Annotated in this window: 15 protein-coding genes; 11 read left to right on the top strand and 4 right to left on the bottom strand. The window is 37.1% G+C overall.

Features of this window, described 5'->3' with window-relative positions:
* Window positions 1-300: 300 nt before the first annotated feature.
* From MHB70_RS03535 to MHB70_RS03555, 5 genes are all read left to right on the top strand, one after another.
* Window positions 301-2,061, top strand: a complete 1,761-nt coding sequence (locus tag MHB70_RS03535; RefSeq protein WP_000493209.1) for an ABC transporter ATP-binding protein — start codon at window positions 301-303, stop codon at window positions 2,059-2,061.
* Window positions 2,058-4,058, top strand: a complete 2,001-nt coding sequence (locus MHB70_RS03540; RefSeq protein WP_000116604.1) for an ABC transporter ATP-binding protein — start codon at window positions 2,058-2,060, stop codon at window positions 4,056-4,058. Before MHB70_RS03535 ends, MHB70_RS03540 begins: the two co-directional genes overlap by 4 nt.
* Before the next feature lie 279 nt (window positions 4,059-4,337).
* Complete coding sequence (locus tag MHB70_RS03545) at window positions 4,338-5,135, top strand: amino acid ABC transporter substrate-binding protein (protein ID WP_061529755.1); 798 nt, start codon at window positions 4,338-4,340, stop codon at window positions 5,133-5,135.
* Window positions 5,122-5,820, top strand: coding sequence for an amino acid ABC transporter permease (locus MHB70_RS03550; RefSeq protein WP_000281495.1), 699 nt, complete (start codon window positions 5,122-5,124; stop codon window positions 5,818-5,820). The genes MHB70_RS03545 and MHB70_RS03550 overlap by 14 nt, the downstream gene beginning before the upstream one ends.
* A 28-nt stretch (window positions 5,821-5,848) precedes the next feature.
* Window positions 5,849-6,583, top strand: coding sequence for an amino acid ABC transporter ATP-binding protein (locus tag MHB70_RS03555; protein WP_000623596.1), 735 nt, complete (start codon window positions 5,849-5,851; stop codon window positions 6,581-6,583).
* A 50-nt stretch (window positions 6,584-6,633) separates the two neighbouring features.
* On the opposite strand, the gene sasP is transcribed toward MHB70_RS03555, so the two are convergent.
* On the bottom strand, window positions 6,634-6,837 hold the full coding sequence (gene sasP, locus MHB70_RS03560) for a small acid-soluble spore protein, SasP family (RefSeq protein ID WP_000013349.1): 204 nt from the start codon (window positions 6,835-6,837) through the stop codon (window positions 6,634-6,636).
* A 527-nt stretch (window positions 6,838-7,364) separates the two neighbouring features.
* Between sasP and MHB70_RS03565 the strand changes: the two genes are divergently transcribed.
* The gene (locus MHB70_RS03565; RefSeq protein ID WP_000510453.1) at window positions 7,365-7,610 is read left to right on the top strand and encodes a hypothetical protein; all 246 of its coding nucleotides are present in this window, start codon (window positions 7,365-7,367) and stop codon (window positions 7,608-7,610) included.
* A 16-nt stretch (window positions 7,611-7,626) separates the two neighbouring features.
* Here the strand turns inward: MHB70_RS03565 and MHB70_RS03570 are convergent, their stop codons facing one another.
* Entirely contained in the window at window positions 7,627-9,087 is a 1,461-nt protein-coding gene (locus MHB70_RS03570) for a YheC/YheD family endospore coat-associated protein (protein WP_016107900.1), read from the bottom strand.
* A gap of 20 nt (window positions 9,088-9,107) precedes the next feature.
* Window positions 9,108-10,160, bottom strand: coding sequence for a YheC/YheD family endospore coat-associated protein (locus MHB70_RS03575; RefSeq protein ID WP_000242732.1), 1,053 nt, complete (start codon window positions 10,158-10,160; stop codon window positions 9,108-9,110).
* Window positions 10,161-10,294: 134 nt separating this feature from the next.
* Here MHB70_RS03575 and MHB70_RS03580 point away from each other — a divergent pair, with 134 nt between their 5' ends.
* The 4 genes from MHB70_RS03580 (at window position 10,295) to alsD (ending at window position 14,643) form a co-directional block, all read left to right on the top strand.
* The gene (locus tag MHB70_RS03580) at window positions 10,295-11,431 is read left to right on the top strand and encodes a DUF445 domain-containing protein (RefSeq protein ID WP_023441161.1); all 1,137 of its coding nucleotides are present in this window, start codon (window positions 10,295-10,297) and stop codon (window positions 11,429-11,431) included.
* Between the two features lie 143 nt (window positions 11,432-11,574).
* On the top strand, window positions 11,575-11,928 hold the full coding sequence (locus tag MHB70_RS03585) for a YlbF/YmcA family competence regulator (RefSeq protein WP_000164615.1): 354 nt from the start codon (window positions 11,575-11,577) through the stop codon (window positions 11,926-11,928).
* A 251-nt stretch (window positions 11,929-12,179) separates the two neighbouring features.
* Window positions 12,180-13,868, top strand: coding sequence for an acetolactate synthase AlsS (gene alsS, locus MHB70_RS03590; RefSeq protein WP_000103539.1), 1,689 nt, complete (start codon window positions 12,180-12,182; stop codon window positions 13,866-13,868).
* A gap of 16 nt (window positions 13,869-13,884) precedes the next feature.
* Window positions 13,885-14,643, top strand: coding sequence for an alpha-acetolactate decarboxylase (gene alsD, locus MHB70_RS03595; RefSeq protein WP_000215029.1), 759 nt, complete (start codon window positions 13,885-13,887; stop codon window positions 14,641-14,643).
* A 179-nt stretch (window positions 14,644-14,822) separates the two neighbouring features.
* On the opposite strand, the gene MHB70_RS03600 is transcribed toward alsD, so the two are convergent.
* Window positions 14,823-15,440: a DNA-3-methyladenine glycosylase gene (locus MHB70_RS03600; RefSeq protein WP_001148788.1), complete on the bottom strand. Its 618-nt coding sequence runs from the start codon at window positions 15,438-15,440 to the stop codon at window positions 14,823-14,825.
* A gap of 134 nt (window positions 15,441-15,574) precedes the next feature.
* On the opposite strand from MHB70_RS03600, the gene MHB70_RS03605 reads away from it, so the two are divergent.
* On the top strand, window positions 15,575-16,447 hold the full coding sequence (locus MHB70_RS03605) for a Cof-type HAD-IIB family hydrolase (RefSeq protein WP_000640432.1): 873 nt from the start codon (window positions 15,575-15,577) through the stop codon (window positions 16,445-16,447).
* Window positions 16,448-16,660 lie beyond the last annotated feature (213 nt).

Here is a 16,660-nt window from a genome sequence, read left to right on the forward strand (position 1 = left end):
ACATTCATATCATTACGCAACCCGTACGGATATATAGGGCATTTTTGTCTTATAAAAAGCGTACGTTGCGTATATCGTAACGTACGCTTTTATGCATTCTTGTGCATATCGTCAAGCGACGGTATGCTTTTTTTTGTCCAATTTGCTTGTTTCCATACTTTGTATGGTTACTATAAAACTGAAATTTGGAAGGTGGAAAAATGTGATGAGATTGTATGGGTTACGAAATGTAAATGTGATTGGTTTGGATAGCGGATAAAGAAATGAGAGTGAAACGAAAACGAGAAGGGAGAGGTTACATTGTTTTCAGTATTACTAAAGTTAAGATGGTTTTTTAAAGAGCATTGGAAGAGATATAGTATCGCAATTGGTGCGCTTTTAATTGTAAATATAGTTGAAGTTATTCCCCCAAAAGTACTAGGGGTTACGATTGATAATATAAAAACAGGAACGTTAACGAATGCAGCAATTATGGAATCTATTCTTATTTTAATAGGAGTTACGATAGTTGGATATGGCCTTACTTTTGTTTGGCAGCATCAATTATTTGGAGGTGCGTTCGTACTTGAGAAGACGATGCGCTCGAAATTTATGGGGCATTTACTCAAGATGACACCGACGTTTTATCAAAAAAATCGTACTGGCGATTTAATGGCGAGAGCAACAAACGATTTAAAAGCAATCGCTATGACAGCTGGTTTCGGTATATTAACGCTTGTAGATTCTAGTTTATATATGCTTACAATCGTTTTTATGATGGGATTTACAATAAGTTGGGAGCTTACATTAGCGGCCCTTATACCGCTGCCAATTATGGCATATGCGATGAATATATATGGAAAGAAATTGCATGAAAGGTTTACAGTTGCGCAAGATGCGTTCGGTGATATGAATGATAAAGTACTTGAATCAATTGCTGGCGTGCGGGTGATTCGTGCATACGTACAAGAGAACGCAGATCAGGAAAGATTTCATCATTTAGGAGATGACGTCTACGAAAAAAATATGAAGGTAGCAAGAATCGATGCGTTATTCCAACCAACTGTGAAAATGCTTGTCGGACTTAGTTATTTAATTGGTTTAGTGTATGGTGCATACCTTGTATTTCAATCAAAGGTGACACTTGGTGAGCTCGTTTCCTTTAACGTGTATTTAGGGATGATGATTTGGCCGATGTTTGCAATTGGCGAATTAATTAATGTTATGCAAAGAGGAAATGCTTCGTTAGATCGTGTGAATGAAACGTTAGCATATGAACCAGATGTAAAGAATCCGAAAAATCCAAAGCTTGTACAAGATCCTGATTATATTCAGTTTGATGAAGTTTCTTTTTCCTATCCTTCATCAGCTGAAGAAAATTTAAAAAAGGTTTCTTTTACATTAAAACAAGGAGAAACGCTAGGGGTTGTCGGAAAAACAGGAAGCGGAAAAACGACGCTTGTACGTCAGCTTCTTCGTCAATATCCGCTTGGAGAAGGGGATATTGCAGTTTCTGATGTGACATTAGATAAAATGACGAGTGATAATGTACTCGGGTGGATTGGATATGTACCTCAGGAGCACATTTTATTCTCAAAAACAGCGAGGGAAAATATTTTATTCGGAAACAGGGAAGCGACTGAAGAAGAGCTCGAGAAAGCCATTGAAATTGCTGCGTTTACAAAAGACTTAGAGTTTTTACCAGAAGGATTAGAAACGCTCGTTGGAGAGAAAGGTGTTTCGTTATCAGGAGGGCAAAAGCAAAGGATTTCGATTGCGAGAGCGGTTATTCAAAATCCAGAAATATTAATTTTGGACGATTCGTTATCAGCCGTCGATGCTCGTACGGAAGCGGCGATCATTGAAAATATAAGAACGGAAAGAAGCGGAAAGACGACGATTATTACGACGCACCGTTTATCTGCCGTACAACATGCAGATTGGATTCTCGTTATGGATGACGGCGAAGTTATGGAAGAAGGCACGCATGACCAGTTACTTCGAAACGGAGGCTGGTATGCTGAGCAGTTTGAAAGACAACAAGGTGAAAATGAGAGTGCGGATAGTGGGGTGAAAATATGAGTGTTTCAAAACGATTGTTTCAATATGCGATGAAAGTAAAAGGGACGATTTTTGCAGCGATGGCGATGTTATTTATTTTCGTTATCGCTGAGCTTGCCGGTCCGTTCGTCGCTAAAACGATGATTGACGATCATATCGTCGCGATAGAAAAATCTTGGTATGAGACAGAAAAGAGTGAAGATGCTGTTTCATATAATGGCGCCTATTATAAGCGAAGTGATCGCTTTGAACAAGGTGAGAAAAAAGGAAAAGAAGTACGCGTGATGCAAGTCGGTTTTCAATATTACTTTGTACCAAATAAAGTAAATATTGAAGGGTCACGTTCTGTGAAAGGGGATATGATTACCATTCAAAATGGTAAGGCGGTGCAAGTGTATAAAGCGAAAGCATTAACGAAGGAAGAAGTGTTTGCGTTTTATAAGCCAGAAATAAACCCCCTACTATTACTTGGTGGAGGCTATTTTGCTCTATTAGTAATTGTGTCATTATTTGCATATGGAAAGCAGTTTTTTTTACAGAAGGCAGCAAACAAAATTATTCAAATTATGAGGGAAGACGTCTTCTCTCATATTCAAACGTTACCGATCAGGTACTTTGATCATTTACCAGCAGGGAAAATCGTTTCGCGTGTAACGAATGATACAGAGGCGATTCGGGATTTATACGTAACAGTGCTTGCGACATTCGTCTCTAGTATCATTTATATTATCGGGATATTTGCAGCGCTATTTTTACTCGATGTGAAACTTGCGTCGTTCTGTTTATTAATTATCCCGATTTTAATTGTTTGGGCGATTTTATATAGAAAGTATGCATCTGTATACAATCATAAAATGCGTTCACGTTTATCCGATATTAACGGTACAGTGAATGAATCGATTCAAGGGATGCCAATTATTCAAACGTTCCGTCAAGAACGTGAAACGAAAAAAGAGTTTGAAGAATTAAATGGCGATTATTTTAAGTATCAAAATAAAATTTTAAATTTAAATGCAGCAACTTCGCATAACTTAGTGTCTGTATTACGAAATATCGCTTTCACAGGTGTGATTTGGTATTTTGGGGGAGCTTCATTAAGTGCTTCAGGCATCATTTCTCTAGGGATACTGTATGCGTTTGTCGATTATTTAACGAGATTGTTCTCACCAATTACAAATATGGTAAATCAGCTTGCTAACTTAGAACAATCGCGCGTTGCGTCAGAGCGTGTCTTCGAATTGCTAGAGGAAAAGGGAGAGGCAGTGGAAGAAGAGCGCATGCCTCGCTTGCAAGGAAATGTGAAGTTTGATAATGTTTCGTTTTCTTATAATGGAAAAGATGAAGTGCTAAAAAATATTTCTTTTGAAGCGAAACAAGGCGAGACAGTAGCACTTGTCGGTCATACTGGATCAGGAAAAAGTTCCATTATGAATGTACTCTTTCAATTTTATGAGTTTGAAAAAGGAAAGCTTACGATTGACGGTCACGATGTAAAAGAAATGCCGAAACAAGCAACTCGTGAGCATATGGGAATCGTATTACAAGATCCGTTTTTATTTAGCGGGACGGTCGCTTCCAATGTAAGCTTAGAGAACGAAAAAATTTCAAAAGATCGCATCGTAAAAGCATTACGTGATGTGGGTGCGGAAAGGTTTGCGAACAATATAAACGAAGAAATTACGGAGAAAGGAAGTACACTTTCAACCGGAGAACGTCAGCTTATATCGTTTGCTAGAGCACTCGCTTTTGATCCAGCCATTTTAATTTTAGATGAAGCAACATCTAGTATTGATACAGAGACAGAGGCAATGATTCAACAAGCGCTAGAAGTTGTGAAAAAAGGGAGAACGACGTTTATTATCGCTCACCGTCTTTCAACGATTAAAAGTGCGGATCAAATTATTGTACTCGATAGAGGAACAATCTTAGAAAAAGGTTCTCATGATGAATTAATGAAAAAGCGTGGGCGTTATTATGATATGTACAAAACGCAAATGGAAGGGAACCAGAGCGCTTAATGCGGGGAAGAACTTGCGATTGTCGCAAGTTCTTTTTTGTTGGCAAAATGTCGGCGATAAAGGTACATAATAAGAAGTATTATTTTACCTTTCCTACAATTAATGCTATATTAAAAAATGTTACTTATTTTTTGTATGTAGCGTTATTTTTCCATTTTGTTTGATTATGAAGAAAAAGGATAAACTAAATAAGAACATTTTCATTGAAAAATTGTTCAAGATTGCATACAATCAATATAGTTTTTAAATTCCTATCAGAATACTTGGAGGATTACCATCATGAAAAAATTATTTTCAGTGCTTGCAGTAACTACATTAGCGATCGGGATTGTAGCCGGCTGCGGTAAAGAAGAGAAAAAAGATACAGCTAGTCAAGACGCATTACAAAAGATTAAACAAAGCGGTGAACTTGTAATTGGTACAGAAGGTACATATCCACCATTTACGTTCCACGATTCAAGCAATAAATTAACTGGATTTGACGTTGAATTAGCAGAAGAAGTTGCAAAACGTTTAGGTGTAAAACCTGTATTTAAAGAAACACAATGGGATAGCTTACTTGCTGGTTTAGATGCGAAGCGTTTCGATATGGTTGCGAACGAAGTTGGTATTCGTGAAGATCGTCAAAAGAAATATGATTTCTCTAAACCATACGTTTCATCTTCAGCAGTATTAGTTATTGCAAAAGATAAAGATAAACCTGCTACATTTGCTGATGTAAAAGGGTTAAAAGCAGCGCAATCTTTAACAAGTAACTATGCAGATATTGCTAAGAAAAATGGTGCGGAAATTACTAACGTAGAAGGCTTTAGCCAAGCGGCAGAATTGTTAAACACTGGCCGTGTTGATTTCACAATTAATGATAAGTTATCAGTATTAAACTACTTAGAAACGAAAAAAGATGCAAAAATTAAAATTGTAGATACAGAAAAAGAAGCTTCACAAAGTGGATTCTTATTCCGTAAAGGTAGCAATAAGCTTGTACAAGAAGTTGATAAAGCGTTAGAAGATATGAAAAAAGATGGTACGTACGACAAAATAGCGAAAAAATGGTTCGGTGAAAATGTATCTAAGTAGTGCATTGGTTTCAGATCGATTGTCTACTTGGATAGATATTATGCAGTCTTCCTTCATGCCTATGCTGAAGGAAGCTGTCTTTACGACAATTCCATTAACGCTTATTACATTCATTATCGGAATTATACTGGCGACGTTAACAGCGCTCGCGCGTATTTCAGGTAGTCGTATTTTACAATGGATTGCTCGTATCTATGTATCTATCATTCGCGGAACGCCACTTCTTGTACAGTTATTTATTATTTTCTATGGTCTTCCAACTCTTAATATTGAAGTTGAGCCGTATACAGCAGCAGTTATTGGATTTTCATTAAATGTTGGTGCGTATGCATCTGAAATTATTCGTGCTTCTATCCTTTCAATTCCGAAAGGACAGTGGGAAGCAGCTTATACAATTGGGATGACATATCCACAAGCATTAAAACGTGTTATTTTACCGCAAGCAACGCGCGTATCAATTCCGCCGCTTTCGAATACATTTATTAGCTTAGTGAAGGATACTTCATTAGCATCGTTAATTTTAGTAACAGAAATGTTCCGAAAAGCGCAGGAAATTGCGGCAATGAACTATGAGTTTTTAATTGTTTATTTTGAAGCAGGTCTTATTTATTGGGTTATTTGTTTCTTATTATCAATCGTACAACAGATGTTAGAAAAGCGTTCAGAACGCTACACATTAAAATAATCCTTTTACAAAAGGAGTTTTTGTTTTTATGATTTCAATTCAGCACTTACAAAAAAGTTTCGGAGATAATACCGTACTAAAGCATATAGATCTATCAGTTGAGAAGGGTGAAGTTGTTGTTATTATCGGACCTTCTGGATCTGGTAAAACGACGTTTCTACGTTGTCTAAACGTTCTAGAAACACCGAACGCTGGTAGCATTCGTATCGGCAATAAAGAGCTTGATTTCGCTCAAAAAGTATCGAAGAAAGATATTGTAAATCTTCGTACACAAACAGGAATGGTGTTCCAACATCATAACTTATTCCCGCATTTAACAGCCATTCAAAATGTAATGGAAGGGCTCGTTACAGTGAAAAAGATGGGGAAAGAAGAAGCGAAGAAAAAAGCAAACTATTTCCTTGAAAAAGTTGGTTTAGCAGATAAAGTGGATTTATATCCGTTCCAATTATCAGGCGGACAACAACAGCGCGTTGGAATTGCTCGCGCGCTTGCGATGGAGCCGGAAGTGTTACTATTTGATGAACCGACGTCAGCACTTGATCCTGAACTCGTTCAAGAAGTTCTAAAGGTAATGAAAGAACTTGCTAAAGAAGGCATGACGATGGTTATTGTAACGCATGAGATGCGTTTTGCTCATCAAATTGCGAATCGCGTTATTTTTATGGATGGCGGTGTCGTTGTCGAACAAGGTACACCAGAAGATGTATTTACAAATCCAAAAGAAGAACGCACGAAGAAGTTTTTACAAATGCTTCAATAATTAAGAAAGGTCTCAAGGCATATGCCTTGAGACCTTTTTGCCATATATATTTATTTTTGGAATCCGCCAAGGCTTTGCTCAGCCATTGCAACTAGACGTTTTGTGATTTCTCCACCAACAGAACCGTTAGCACGAGCCGTAGAATCTGCTCCTAATTGTACACCAAATTCTTGAGCGATTTCGTACTTCATTTGATCGATTGCAGCTGTTGCTCCTGGTACTACTAATTGATTGTAAGAACTTTGGTTTGCCATAGGAATATATCCTCCTTAGAGTTATAAAAATTTTTTTGGTTGGACTAGCTGGATTTGAACCAGATATTATCGCCCCGTTTGGCGCTAATCCATCGGTAATTAAGTTTGTACTCATAGTATGGATGTTACCTAGAAAGATATACAAAATAATAATTTGTAAATTTTGTCAAAAAAACGTAGTGATTTCGTAAATTATGAAATAAGAGTAATCGTTGTATTTTTAAGAAAGAAGGCTAAACTAAGAGCGATATTAAATATGGTGTTCTCTTTGAACCCTACTATGTTAGGGCTAATAATTAGCTTTTTATTGATGGTTTATGAAAGTGAGATACATTACAATTGCAGCTTAGTAATATAAAAACTAAAAAGGCATTAACTTCTCATTTCTGGTTTAACTAGGGATGGGGCATGGAAAGGGAAAGGGAAAGAAAGGAACTGACCGTATCTACTCATGGCTAGATGCTTTCTTCAACCTAAAAAGAAAGAACTTTAAATGATGTTAAACGAAAATGTATGGAGGAATCATGATGGGGATTTGCCCGCTTTGCAACGCATTCGAATCACAAACCTATTCTTGTCAAAATTGCCAAGGTATACTCCAAGATTATGGGAAAACTGTAGATTACATAGACGATTATAGTGCGTATATGGATCAGGAATTATTAAGTGAGGTAGATGGATTAACACATAATCATTCACAAGAATATTGCAATCATATTTTTTATTGCGGAGTATGTAACGTGGAAACTGAGGTTGTAGTAAAACTTGTGTAAATAGAAAACTTCCACCTTATGAATGAGGTGGAAGTTTTTGTTTTCGTATTTGTGAGTGAATCATGGGAGAAGGGATATTTTCGGTGTTTGATGAAGTCCCTAATTTCATTTGGGACATTTTTTCTTTTGCATCGCGCAAAGAATGTTCAGTTAAGTAGATAGCATATTCGTAAAATAATTGGCGCGTCAGTTCACTTTGTTCTTTTAACTTTTCATCTTGGAATACAGTTCGCCCAGGTTTTGAGTTTGCTTCAAATAGCCACGGATTTTCCTGCATGTCTAAACCAATATCAAAACCGATTTCTCCAATGTTCCCAGTTACTTGCCCATCGAGCGCGTAACTTATTTGCAAGGCTGTTTGTTTTAATTTATTTTCAATTTGAACTTGTTTCGTTGAATCTGGAAAAAGTTCTTGTAGTAATTTTGTATCACCACCGCTATTTACATGTGTAGTTAAGCTACCTTTGCCAGCAATTTTGGCGACGATGGCACTGACGACCCAATTACCGAAATGGTTTTTATTTGTATGAATGCGAAAATCAACAGGTTGCCCGTCGAAGCGAAGTAAAGAAATACCTTGCTGTACGATAAACTTCTTTAAATCATGTCCTTTTAATACGTGGTTCAGAAGTGTTTCTAATGATTGATACTTTCTTAGTTTATTCTCTTCATTTTCGCGATAACGACAGTAGTAGCAATTCTCTGTTTGAGAATAAAATAGTTGATGAATATTTCTTCCGAAGCTACCGTGTATCGGTTTCATGTAAATTGATTTATATGTGCCAAGAAACCGTTCTACTTGTTCGAAGTGCTGAAATGTCTCTGTGTTTGGTAATAAAGGCACAATTGAATCGTCCTTCATGAGAAGTTGATGAACGTCCCATTTATTAAAAAATCCTGGGTTAAACCATGGAATGTTATAGTCATGTTCTAATTTCCTTTTTGCTCTAACGATTGGTTTATAATTTTCTGCTTTACGATTTGGTAGTCGATCGTAAATGACATTTGGCAAAGGAACTTTTTTCTTTAGCCATTTTCCTTCTTGAAAGAAATACCCATCAATCGTTTCTTCTTCCCAGTTTATATGTTGAACGCCAAAAACGAATACGAACGGTCGTAATGTAAATGGTGGTGTTAGTAACTCACTGAGAGATGTGGAACGGTTTCCTAAAGGAATAGGTGAGTCATCGTTAAAACCAGTTGTGAAAATACCGACTAATGGTCCGAAAATAATTGTTTCATTTTGTGTAAAGGCATGAATGGTAGTGGAATGAGGGAGTAAAAGTTTTTCTGCAATTCGTTTTCCAATCATAATTTCACGAGTAAAGGAATAATGAATTTTTACCTCTTCACTTGCAACATGGCGTCTGCCGAAGGAAAGGGATGTAATAGGTGGTGTAATAGAAAAAATGTAAGGTAAAGTAATACTATTTGGATGCTCATCTGAAATGTTTAATGTATATATGTGCTCTTTCAAAATGGGATTCCCTCCTTTCGTTATGGTGTAAAGCGGCTAAATTTTAGTGGTCCGTGAAAGATCTTTTCAGCTAACGAATCATTATGATGAATGTAACGTTCGTAAGGGGGAATCGTGTTGACATACATAAGCCAAATCGCCCCTTTTTGATCCATAATTGTGGAAAGTTCTAGTTCGAATAAAGAAGAATAAGATTGATCTAATGTTTGAAACACTTCATTTATAATGTCGTGTAAAGCGTCTTGTAATAGTTGCACACCGGTATTAGATAGTACATATTTAATTTTTGATAATGAATGCAGCGAGGAATCATCCGTTACGGAAAGTAAAAATTGGTTCGGAAATGAGCTTTTTTGTATAAATTGACCGATAACGTTCCATTTTTGTTCTTTATTTTTTTGCAAAATGGTTCGAATGTGGAGTGGATACGTTAGTTGATTCGGTGGTTGTAGCATCGTATGGGTGATATAACGTGTTGATTGTATGTTAGATGTGTACCAAGATATAAACTCATCTGTCCGTTTGATTGGAGTAGAATTATGATATGCGTCATGTATTGTATCGATATGAAACGTTTTATTTTTATAAGCGATCCGGTACAGACTTTCATTGGAATGTGTATGAGTAGGACGTATAATAATATCTTTTGTTTTTAATAAAAGTTTGAAAATGTTTTGTATCGTTGCTATTTCAAATTTTGGTATATAAGGAGATAATTTTTTATTAGTAAGAAATAAATCATGTAGTTCGCTTAAGTCAATAAGTGTGTTATTTAAAAAGGTAGTGGAAGGACGGTTGTGTAATGAATGAATAATTGATTTAGCTTTTTCAAAGTCTGTATCCTCGTTAAAAGAAGAACGATCGTATATATAAGAAGGAATAGGGAATGTTTGCTCTTTCCATTTTCCTGTATCTGTATCATAAATAAGACCAGAAACAAGGTCTGTTTTAGGATCAATACAAAATGGTGTAAACTGGGCAACGACATTATGATAAAGCCGAGCGCGTTTGGCGATTTCGGTGTAATAAGTTTGCTCATAATGAGGCCGGGAAGTTAAAATACCGAGAACCAACGAAATCACTCCTTTACTAACAAAGTGTTGGCATAATAGGCGAAGCTATATATTGCAAATACTTTTTTATACCATTATACTTTTGTCCGTATGATGATATGCTATAGTTTTGGAGAAGCGAAAGGTTGATTGTAATGAATATATGGTTGAATATGTTAACGACGACAGGGCTCGGAGCGATTATTGGAGGATATACGAACCACTTAGCGATAAAAATGTTATTTCGTCCCCATCGTCCTATTTATATTGGAAAGTTTCAATTGCCATTTACACCTGGATTAATTCCGAAGCGACGTGATGAGCTTGCTGTTCAATTAGGGAAAATGGTAGTCGAGCATTTGTTAACGCCAGAAGGAATCGGAAAAAAGCTAACAAATGAAGAGTTTCAAAAAAGTTTAATTCACTGGGTGCAAGTGGAAGTGGATAAAGTCATTACGAATGAACAATCACTGCGACATATGTTAGAAAAATGGAATGTAGCACATGTAGAAGAAGAGGCGACCGGGAAAATCGAGCATGTGATTACAAAAAAAGTTCAGGAATTTTTAGCGGAGTACTATACATATACATGGGAACAAGCTTTACCTCATTCTGTACATGAAAAAATAGAGAATGCCATTCCAAATGTCTCGGCTTTTATTTTAGAGCGAGGAATTGAATTTTTTGAAAGTGAAGAAGGGAAAGCGCGCCTTTCAAAAATGATTGATGATTTCTTTGCTTCTCGTGGAACATTACTTAACTTAGTCGGGATGTTTCTAGGGAATGTAAGTGTAGTGGATCGTGTGCAGCCAGAAGTAATTAAATTTTTAGGTCAAGATGGTACGGAAAAGCTTTTAACTAATGTACTGCAAAAAGAGTGGGAAAAGTTAAAGGGAAGAGATGTAAAAGAATTAGAAACGTTTGTAGAAAAAGAAATGATTGTAAGCTCCATATTGTCTGCAGTTAAAGTTGAGGAAACAGTGAGTAAGTTTTTAAACCAATCTGTACAGCAAGTGTGTGCGCCAGTTCGAGAAACAATCATTGAAAAAGTGGTTCCAAGTGCAGTAACGAAAGGCTTGAAGTGGGGGACAGAAAATGTAGAGACCATACTAAATAATCTACATCTTGCGGAAATTGTCCAGCAAGAAGTGTCTACGTTTTCAACAGAGAGACTAGAAGATTTAGTTCTGTCCATTACAAAAAATGAGCTGAAAATGATTACGTATTTAGGTGCCTTATTAGGCGGAATGATTGGACTCGTGCAAGGGTTGTTACTGTTGTTCCTTAGGTAGTAAAGATAAGTACATAGAAATAAGAGTGAAATTTCTTCACATCTCTTGCATAGTTTGATATGGTAAGAAGAGGTGCGTATGTAAATGCACTTAAAAGGCAGTGTGAGCGAAAAGCGCTAGCCTTCTAAAGGAGGAAAAATAAAATGACAAAAAACATTCATGATGTAGCATATGAATTACAAAAAGCAATCGCTGAAAACGAAGACTTCAAAACTTTAAAAGAGAGCTATGCGGCAGTACAAGGAGATGCAGCTTCAAAGAACTTATTTGAAGAGTTCCGTACGATGCAACTTAGCCTACAACAAAAAATGATGCAAGGCCAAGAAATCACTGAAGAAGACAACCAACAAGCACAAGAAGTTGTAGCTCGCATTCAACAAGATGCTAAAATTACAAAATTAATGGAAACTGAGCAACGCCTAAACGTTGTAATCGGTGACGTTAACAAAATTATCATGAAGCCACTTGAAGAATTATATAGCGCGCAACAAGCGTAATAGTGGAAGACGCTCCTTTATGGGGCGTCTTTTTTGTTTAGGGAATTAAGTTTAAAAGTAAATGTTATTTTAAAAAACAAATTAATTGTAAGCGTATTCTTTAAGGGTTGTCAAAATACTGTCAAATTCATATTGTTGGAAAAATAATGCATTTGTAATATAATGATACATGATACTTCACCACGTTAATTAACTAGGTGAAATTAAAATCTTTATTACACACATTATGAAATAAAGGGATGATTAGTTTGATGAGTACAGGTGTAAAAGCAAACGACGTGAAGACAAAAACAAAAGGAGCAGATCTTGTTGTTGATTGTTTAATTAAACAAGGTGTTACACATGTTTTCGGTATTCCAGGAGCGAAGATTGACTCTGTATTTGATGTATTGCAAGAAAGAGGACCAGAGTTAATCGTTTGTCGTCATGAACAAAACGCAGCATTTATGGCAGCTGCTATTGGTAGATTAACAGGGAAACCGGGTGTGTGTCTTGTGACTTCAGGACCAGGGACATCAAATTTAGCGACAGGTCTTGTTACTGCGAATGCGGAGAGTGATCCCGTTGTTGCTTTAGCTGGTGCAGTTCCACGTACGGATCGATTAAAACGTACCCATCAATCTATGGATAATGCTGCACTATTCGAACCAATCACAAAATATAGCGTAGAAGTAGAGCATCCGGATAACGTACCAGAAGCACTATCAAATGCATTTCGAAGTGCTACCTCCACAAATCCGGGAGCAACTTTAGTAAGTCTTCCGCAAGATGTTATGACTGCGGAAACGACTGTAGAGTCTATCGGTGCGCTTTCTAAGCCACAGCTTGGAATCGCTCCCACATATGATATTACATATGTGGTAGAAAAAATAAAATCAGCGAAATTACCAGTTATTTTACTCGGTATGAGAGCGAGCACAAATGAAGTGACGAAAGCTGTTCGTGAATTAATTGCTGATACAGAACTTCCTGTCGTTGAAACGTATCAAGCAGCTGGTGCAATTTCACGTGAGTTAGAAGATCATTTCTTCGGCCGCGTTGGATTATTCCGTAATCAACCAGGTGATATTTTACTAGAAGAAGCGGATCTCGTTATTTCTATCGGTTATGATCCAATTGAGTACGATCCGAAATTTTGGAATAAACTTGGGGACAGAACGATCATTCATCTTGATGACCATCAAGCAGATATCGATCATGATTACCAACCAGAGCGTGAATTAATTGGCGATATCGCTTTAACTGTAAATAGCATTGCAGAAAAATTACCGAAACTTGTATTAAGCACGGAATCAGAAGCAGTGTTAGAACGATTACGCGCGAAGTTATCAGAGCAAGCAGAAGTTCCAAACCGCGCTTCTGAAGGTGTTACGCATCCGCTTCAAGTCATTCGCACACTTCGTTCTTTAATTAGTGACGATACAACTGTTACGTGTGACATCGGTTCCCATTCTATTTGGATGGCGAGATGTTTCCGTTCCTATGAACCACGTAGACTATTATTTAGTAACGGTATGCAAACGTTAGGTGTTGCACTACCTTGGGCAATTGCCGCTACTTTAGTTGAACCGGGAAAAAAAGTTGTTTCCGTGTCAGGTGATGGTGGTTTCTTATTCTCTTCGATGGAGTTAGAAACAGCGGTACGTTTAAATGCACCAGTTGTACATCTCGTTTGGAGAGACGGTACATATGATATGGTTGCGTTCCAACAAATGATGAAATACGGTAGAACATCAGCTACAGAGTTTGGCGATGTTGATCTTGTGAAATATGCAGAAAGTTTCGGGGCGTTAGGTCTTCGTGTTAACACGCCTGATGAATTAGAAGGGGTATTAAAAGAAGCATTAGCAGCAGATGGTCCTGTCATTATTGATATTCCAATTGACTATCGTGACAACATTAAATTAAGCGAAAAATTATTACCAAACCAATTAAACTAATGGAGGCAGATTTGAGATGACTGTTGCGCAATTAATTGATATTGATGCAAAAAAAACGAAAACGAGTAATGAAGTATATCAAACATCTACAATGCTTGCGCTATTAGATGGTATATATGATGGTGTGATTAGCTTTGAGGAACTAAAAGAACATGGTGATTTTGGCATCGGCACATTTGATCAATTAGATGGTGAAATGATTGCATTTGATAATGAATTTTATCATTTACGTTCAGACGGTTCAGCAGAAAAAGTAGAGCCAGAAGAAACAACGCCATTTGCGACTGTAACGTTTTTTGAAAAAGAAATGAGTTATACGGTAGAGCGTCCGATGAATCGTGAAGAAGTTGAAGCGTTATTACATGAATTAATGCCGAGTAAAAACTTATTCTACGCTATTCGAATGGACGGTACGTTCCGTGAAGTAAGGACGAGAACTGTTCCAAGACAAGAAAAACCGTATACACCGCTCGTTGAAGTGACGAAATCACAACCAATCTTTTCGTTTAAAAATACAGAAGGTACACTAGCTGGATTTTGGACACCAGATTACGCGCAAGGCATTGGTGTAGCTGGGTTCCACTTACATTACATTGATGATGAAATTCGCGGGGGCGGACATGTTTTCGACTATGTTATAGAAAACTGTACGATCCAAATTTGTCAAAAAGCTCATATGCATTTAGCACTTCCAGAAACAGCTGACTTTATGGCGGCTGAATTATCAAGAGAAAACTTAGAAAATGATATTGCGACTGCGGAAGGTGCAGAGTAAGAGGGAAAGACTGTTCCATTTTGGAACAGTCTTCTTTTATTCGTAATGTTATTATTTGTCGATAAATCGATATTTCTTGTCGAACCGTTGATATATTGTAAGTTACGATAGATATATTCGAAAAATCGTTGATATATTGTAAGTTACGATAGATATATTTGAAAAATCGTTGATATCGCTTATTTCTTTGAAACAAACCGATGCCCCTCATAATAAAACCGCCACGGATAATGCACAGCTTCTTCTGCATAGTCGATATTAATACGAGGTCCTGCTGTTATTTTATATTGTGATGACATATGTTCTTCTTCTGGAACGAGTTCAATATGTAACGTATCACTTTGTAATGATACGCCGCGTTCTTCTAAAGTAATTCCGAGTGCACGGCATAGTTTGCCAGGACCGTTTGTTAAATTTTTGTACTGTGCTTTCGTAATGTCTGTTTTGTTGTAGCGCGCTAGTTTTATTTCTTCAATCCCATCTACAGGTTCAAGCGCTCGAATGAGAACGCCTTGCGGGGTGCCAACTGGCGCTGTAATGACGTTAAAACAATGATACATACCGTAAATTAAATATACGTAAGCATGCCCCGGTGCGCCAAACATGACCTCTGTACGATCCGTTCGTCTGCCGCCATAACTATGTGCGGCCTTATCATCTGGGCCTTTATATGCTTCTACTTCCACAATGATGCCGCTTCGTTTTATTCCGTCTACAATATGAACGAGTTTTTGGCCGAGTAATTTCTTTGCGACTTCTAACGTGTCGCCTTCGTAAAAAGAAGGTGGTGCCTGCATTGTACTATCTCCTTTACTGAGTGTATATGTATATAGTAAACCAAATTTTCAGTAGTAATTCTAACTCGTTCTATTTGCTACATTTATTTCATAAATTATGGATAGAGTACAACAGCGAAGAGGGGGAGTGCGACATGATTTATCGCTTACTAGCTCTTAATATAGATGGGACACTACTATACAATAACGGAAAAATCGCAAAAGGATTACGAGAAACAATTGAATTTGTGAAAAGAAAAGATGTATACGTTACATTATTTACGAGCCGTAATTTTCAATCCGCTCATAAAGTAGCAAAGGCGTTAAAATTAGATTCTATATTAGTGACACACGGTGGTGCTTTCGTTTCAGCAACGTTAGATAAGCCTTACGTTCAAAGAAGATTATCTGAAGAGAAGACTTTTAACATTGTGCAAGTGTTAGAGCACTTTGATTGTAATGTACGCATTTCTCATGAGCGGTTTTCAATCGGAAACCGGGAGAGAAATACACCAAACTTAATTGCGCGTACTGTATTATCAAGCGCAGATCCGTTATTTTATCCAGTTCAATTTGTAGATTCGTTAGGCGATGCGCTTCGTGATCATCCGGTAGCGGCACCAAAAATTGATGTTGTTTTCCATAGTAAAGGTGAAAAGGAAAGAGGGCTAATTACGCTAAGAAAAGCATTCCAAGATATAGAGTATGTTGAATGTGACGCAAAACGAATAGAAATTTTGCCGCAAAATGTATCAAAGTTACGCGGATTACAGTTGCTTGGAGAGCATTTAAATATTTCGCTAAATGAAATGGTTGCGATTGGGGATAGCATGGAAGATTTAGAGGTCATTGAAAACGTTGGACTCGGGGTAGCGATGGGGAATGCGCCTGTAGAGTTAAAGCAAGCGGCAGATTGGATTACACGTTCAAATAGTGAGAACGGTGTAGAGTATATGATTAAAGAGCATTTCCGTAAGCAATTCCCACTTCCGTTTTTGAAAAACCATAAAAATACACCGAAACGATGAAAGAAAAACGTAGCTTTGTGGCTACGTTTTTTTGTTGAACTTACTAAAAGGAATGAAAGCGTTTTAGGTTGTGAATTGTGTATGAAATCTATACAATTCACTTGAATCCTTTAGAAAACTAATGTAAAGTGGATGATGTTCCCAAAATAGTTACACCACATGAAATATTCTTCAGATAAATTTTATTGGGCTCCCGTATGTAAAACATTTCCG

The organism is Bacillus sp. FSL M7-1020 (assembly GCF_038050415.1).
GTDB lineage: Bacteria > Bacillota > Bacilli > Bacillales > Bacillaceae_G > Bacillus_A > Bacillus_A toyonensis.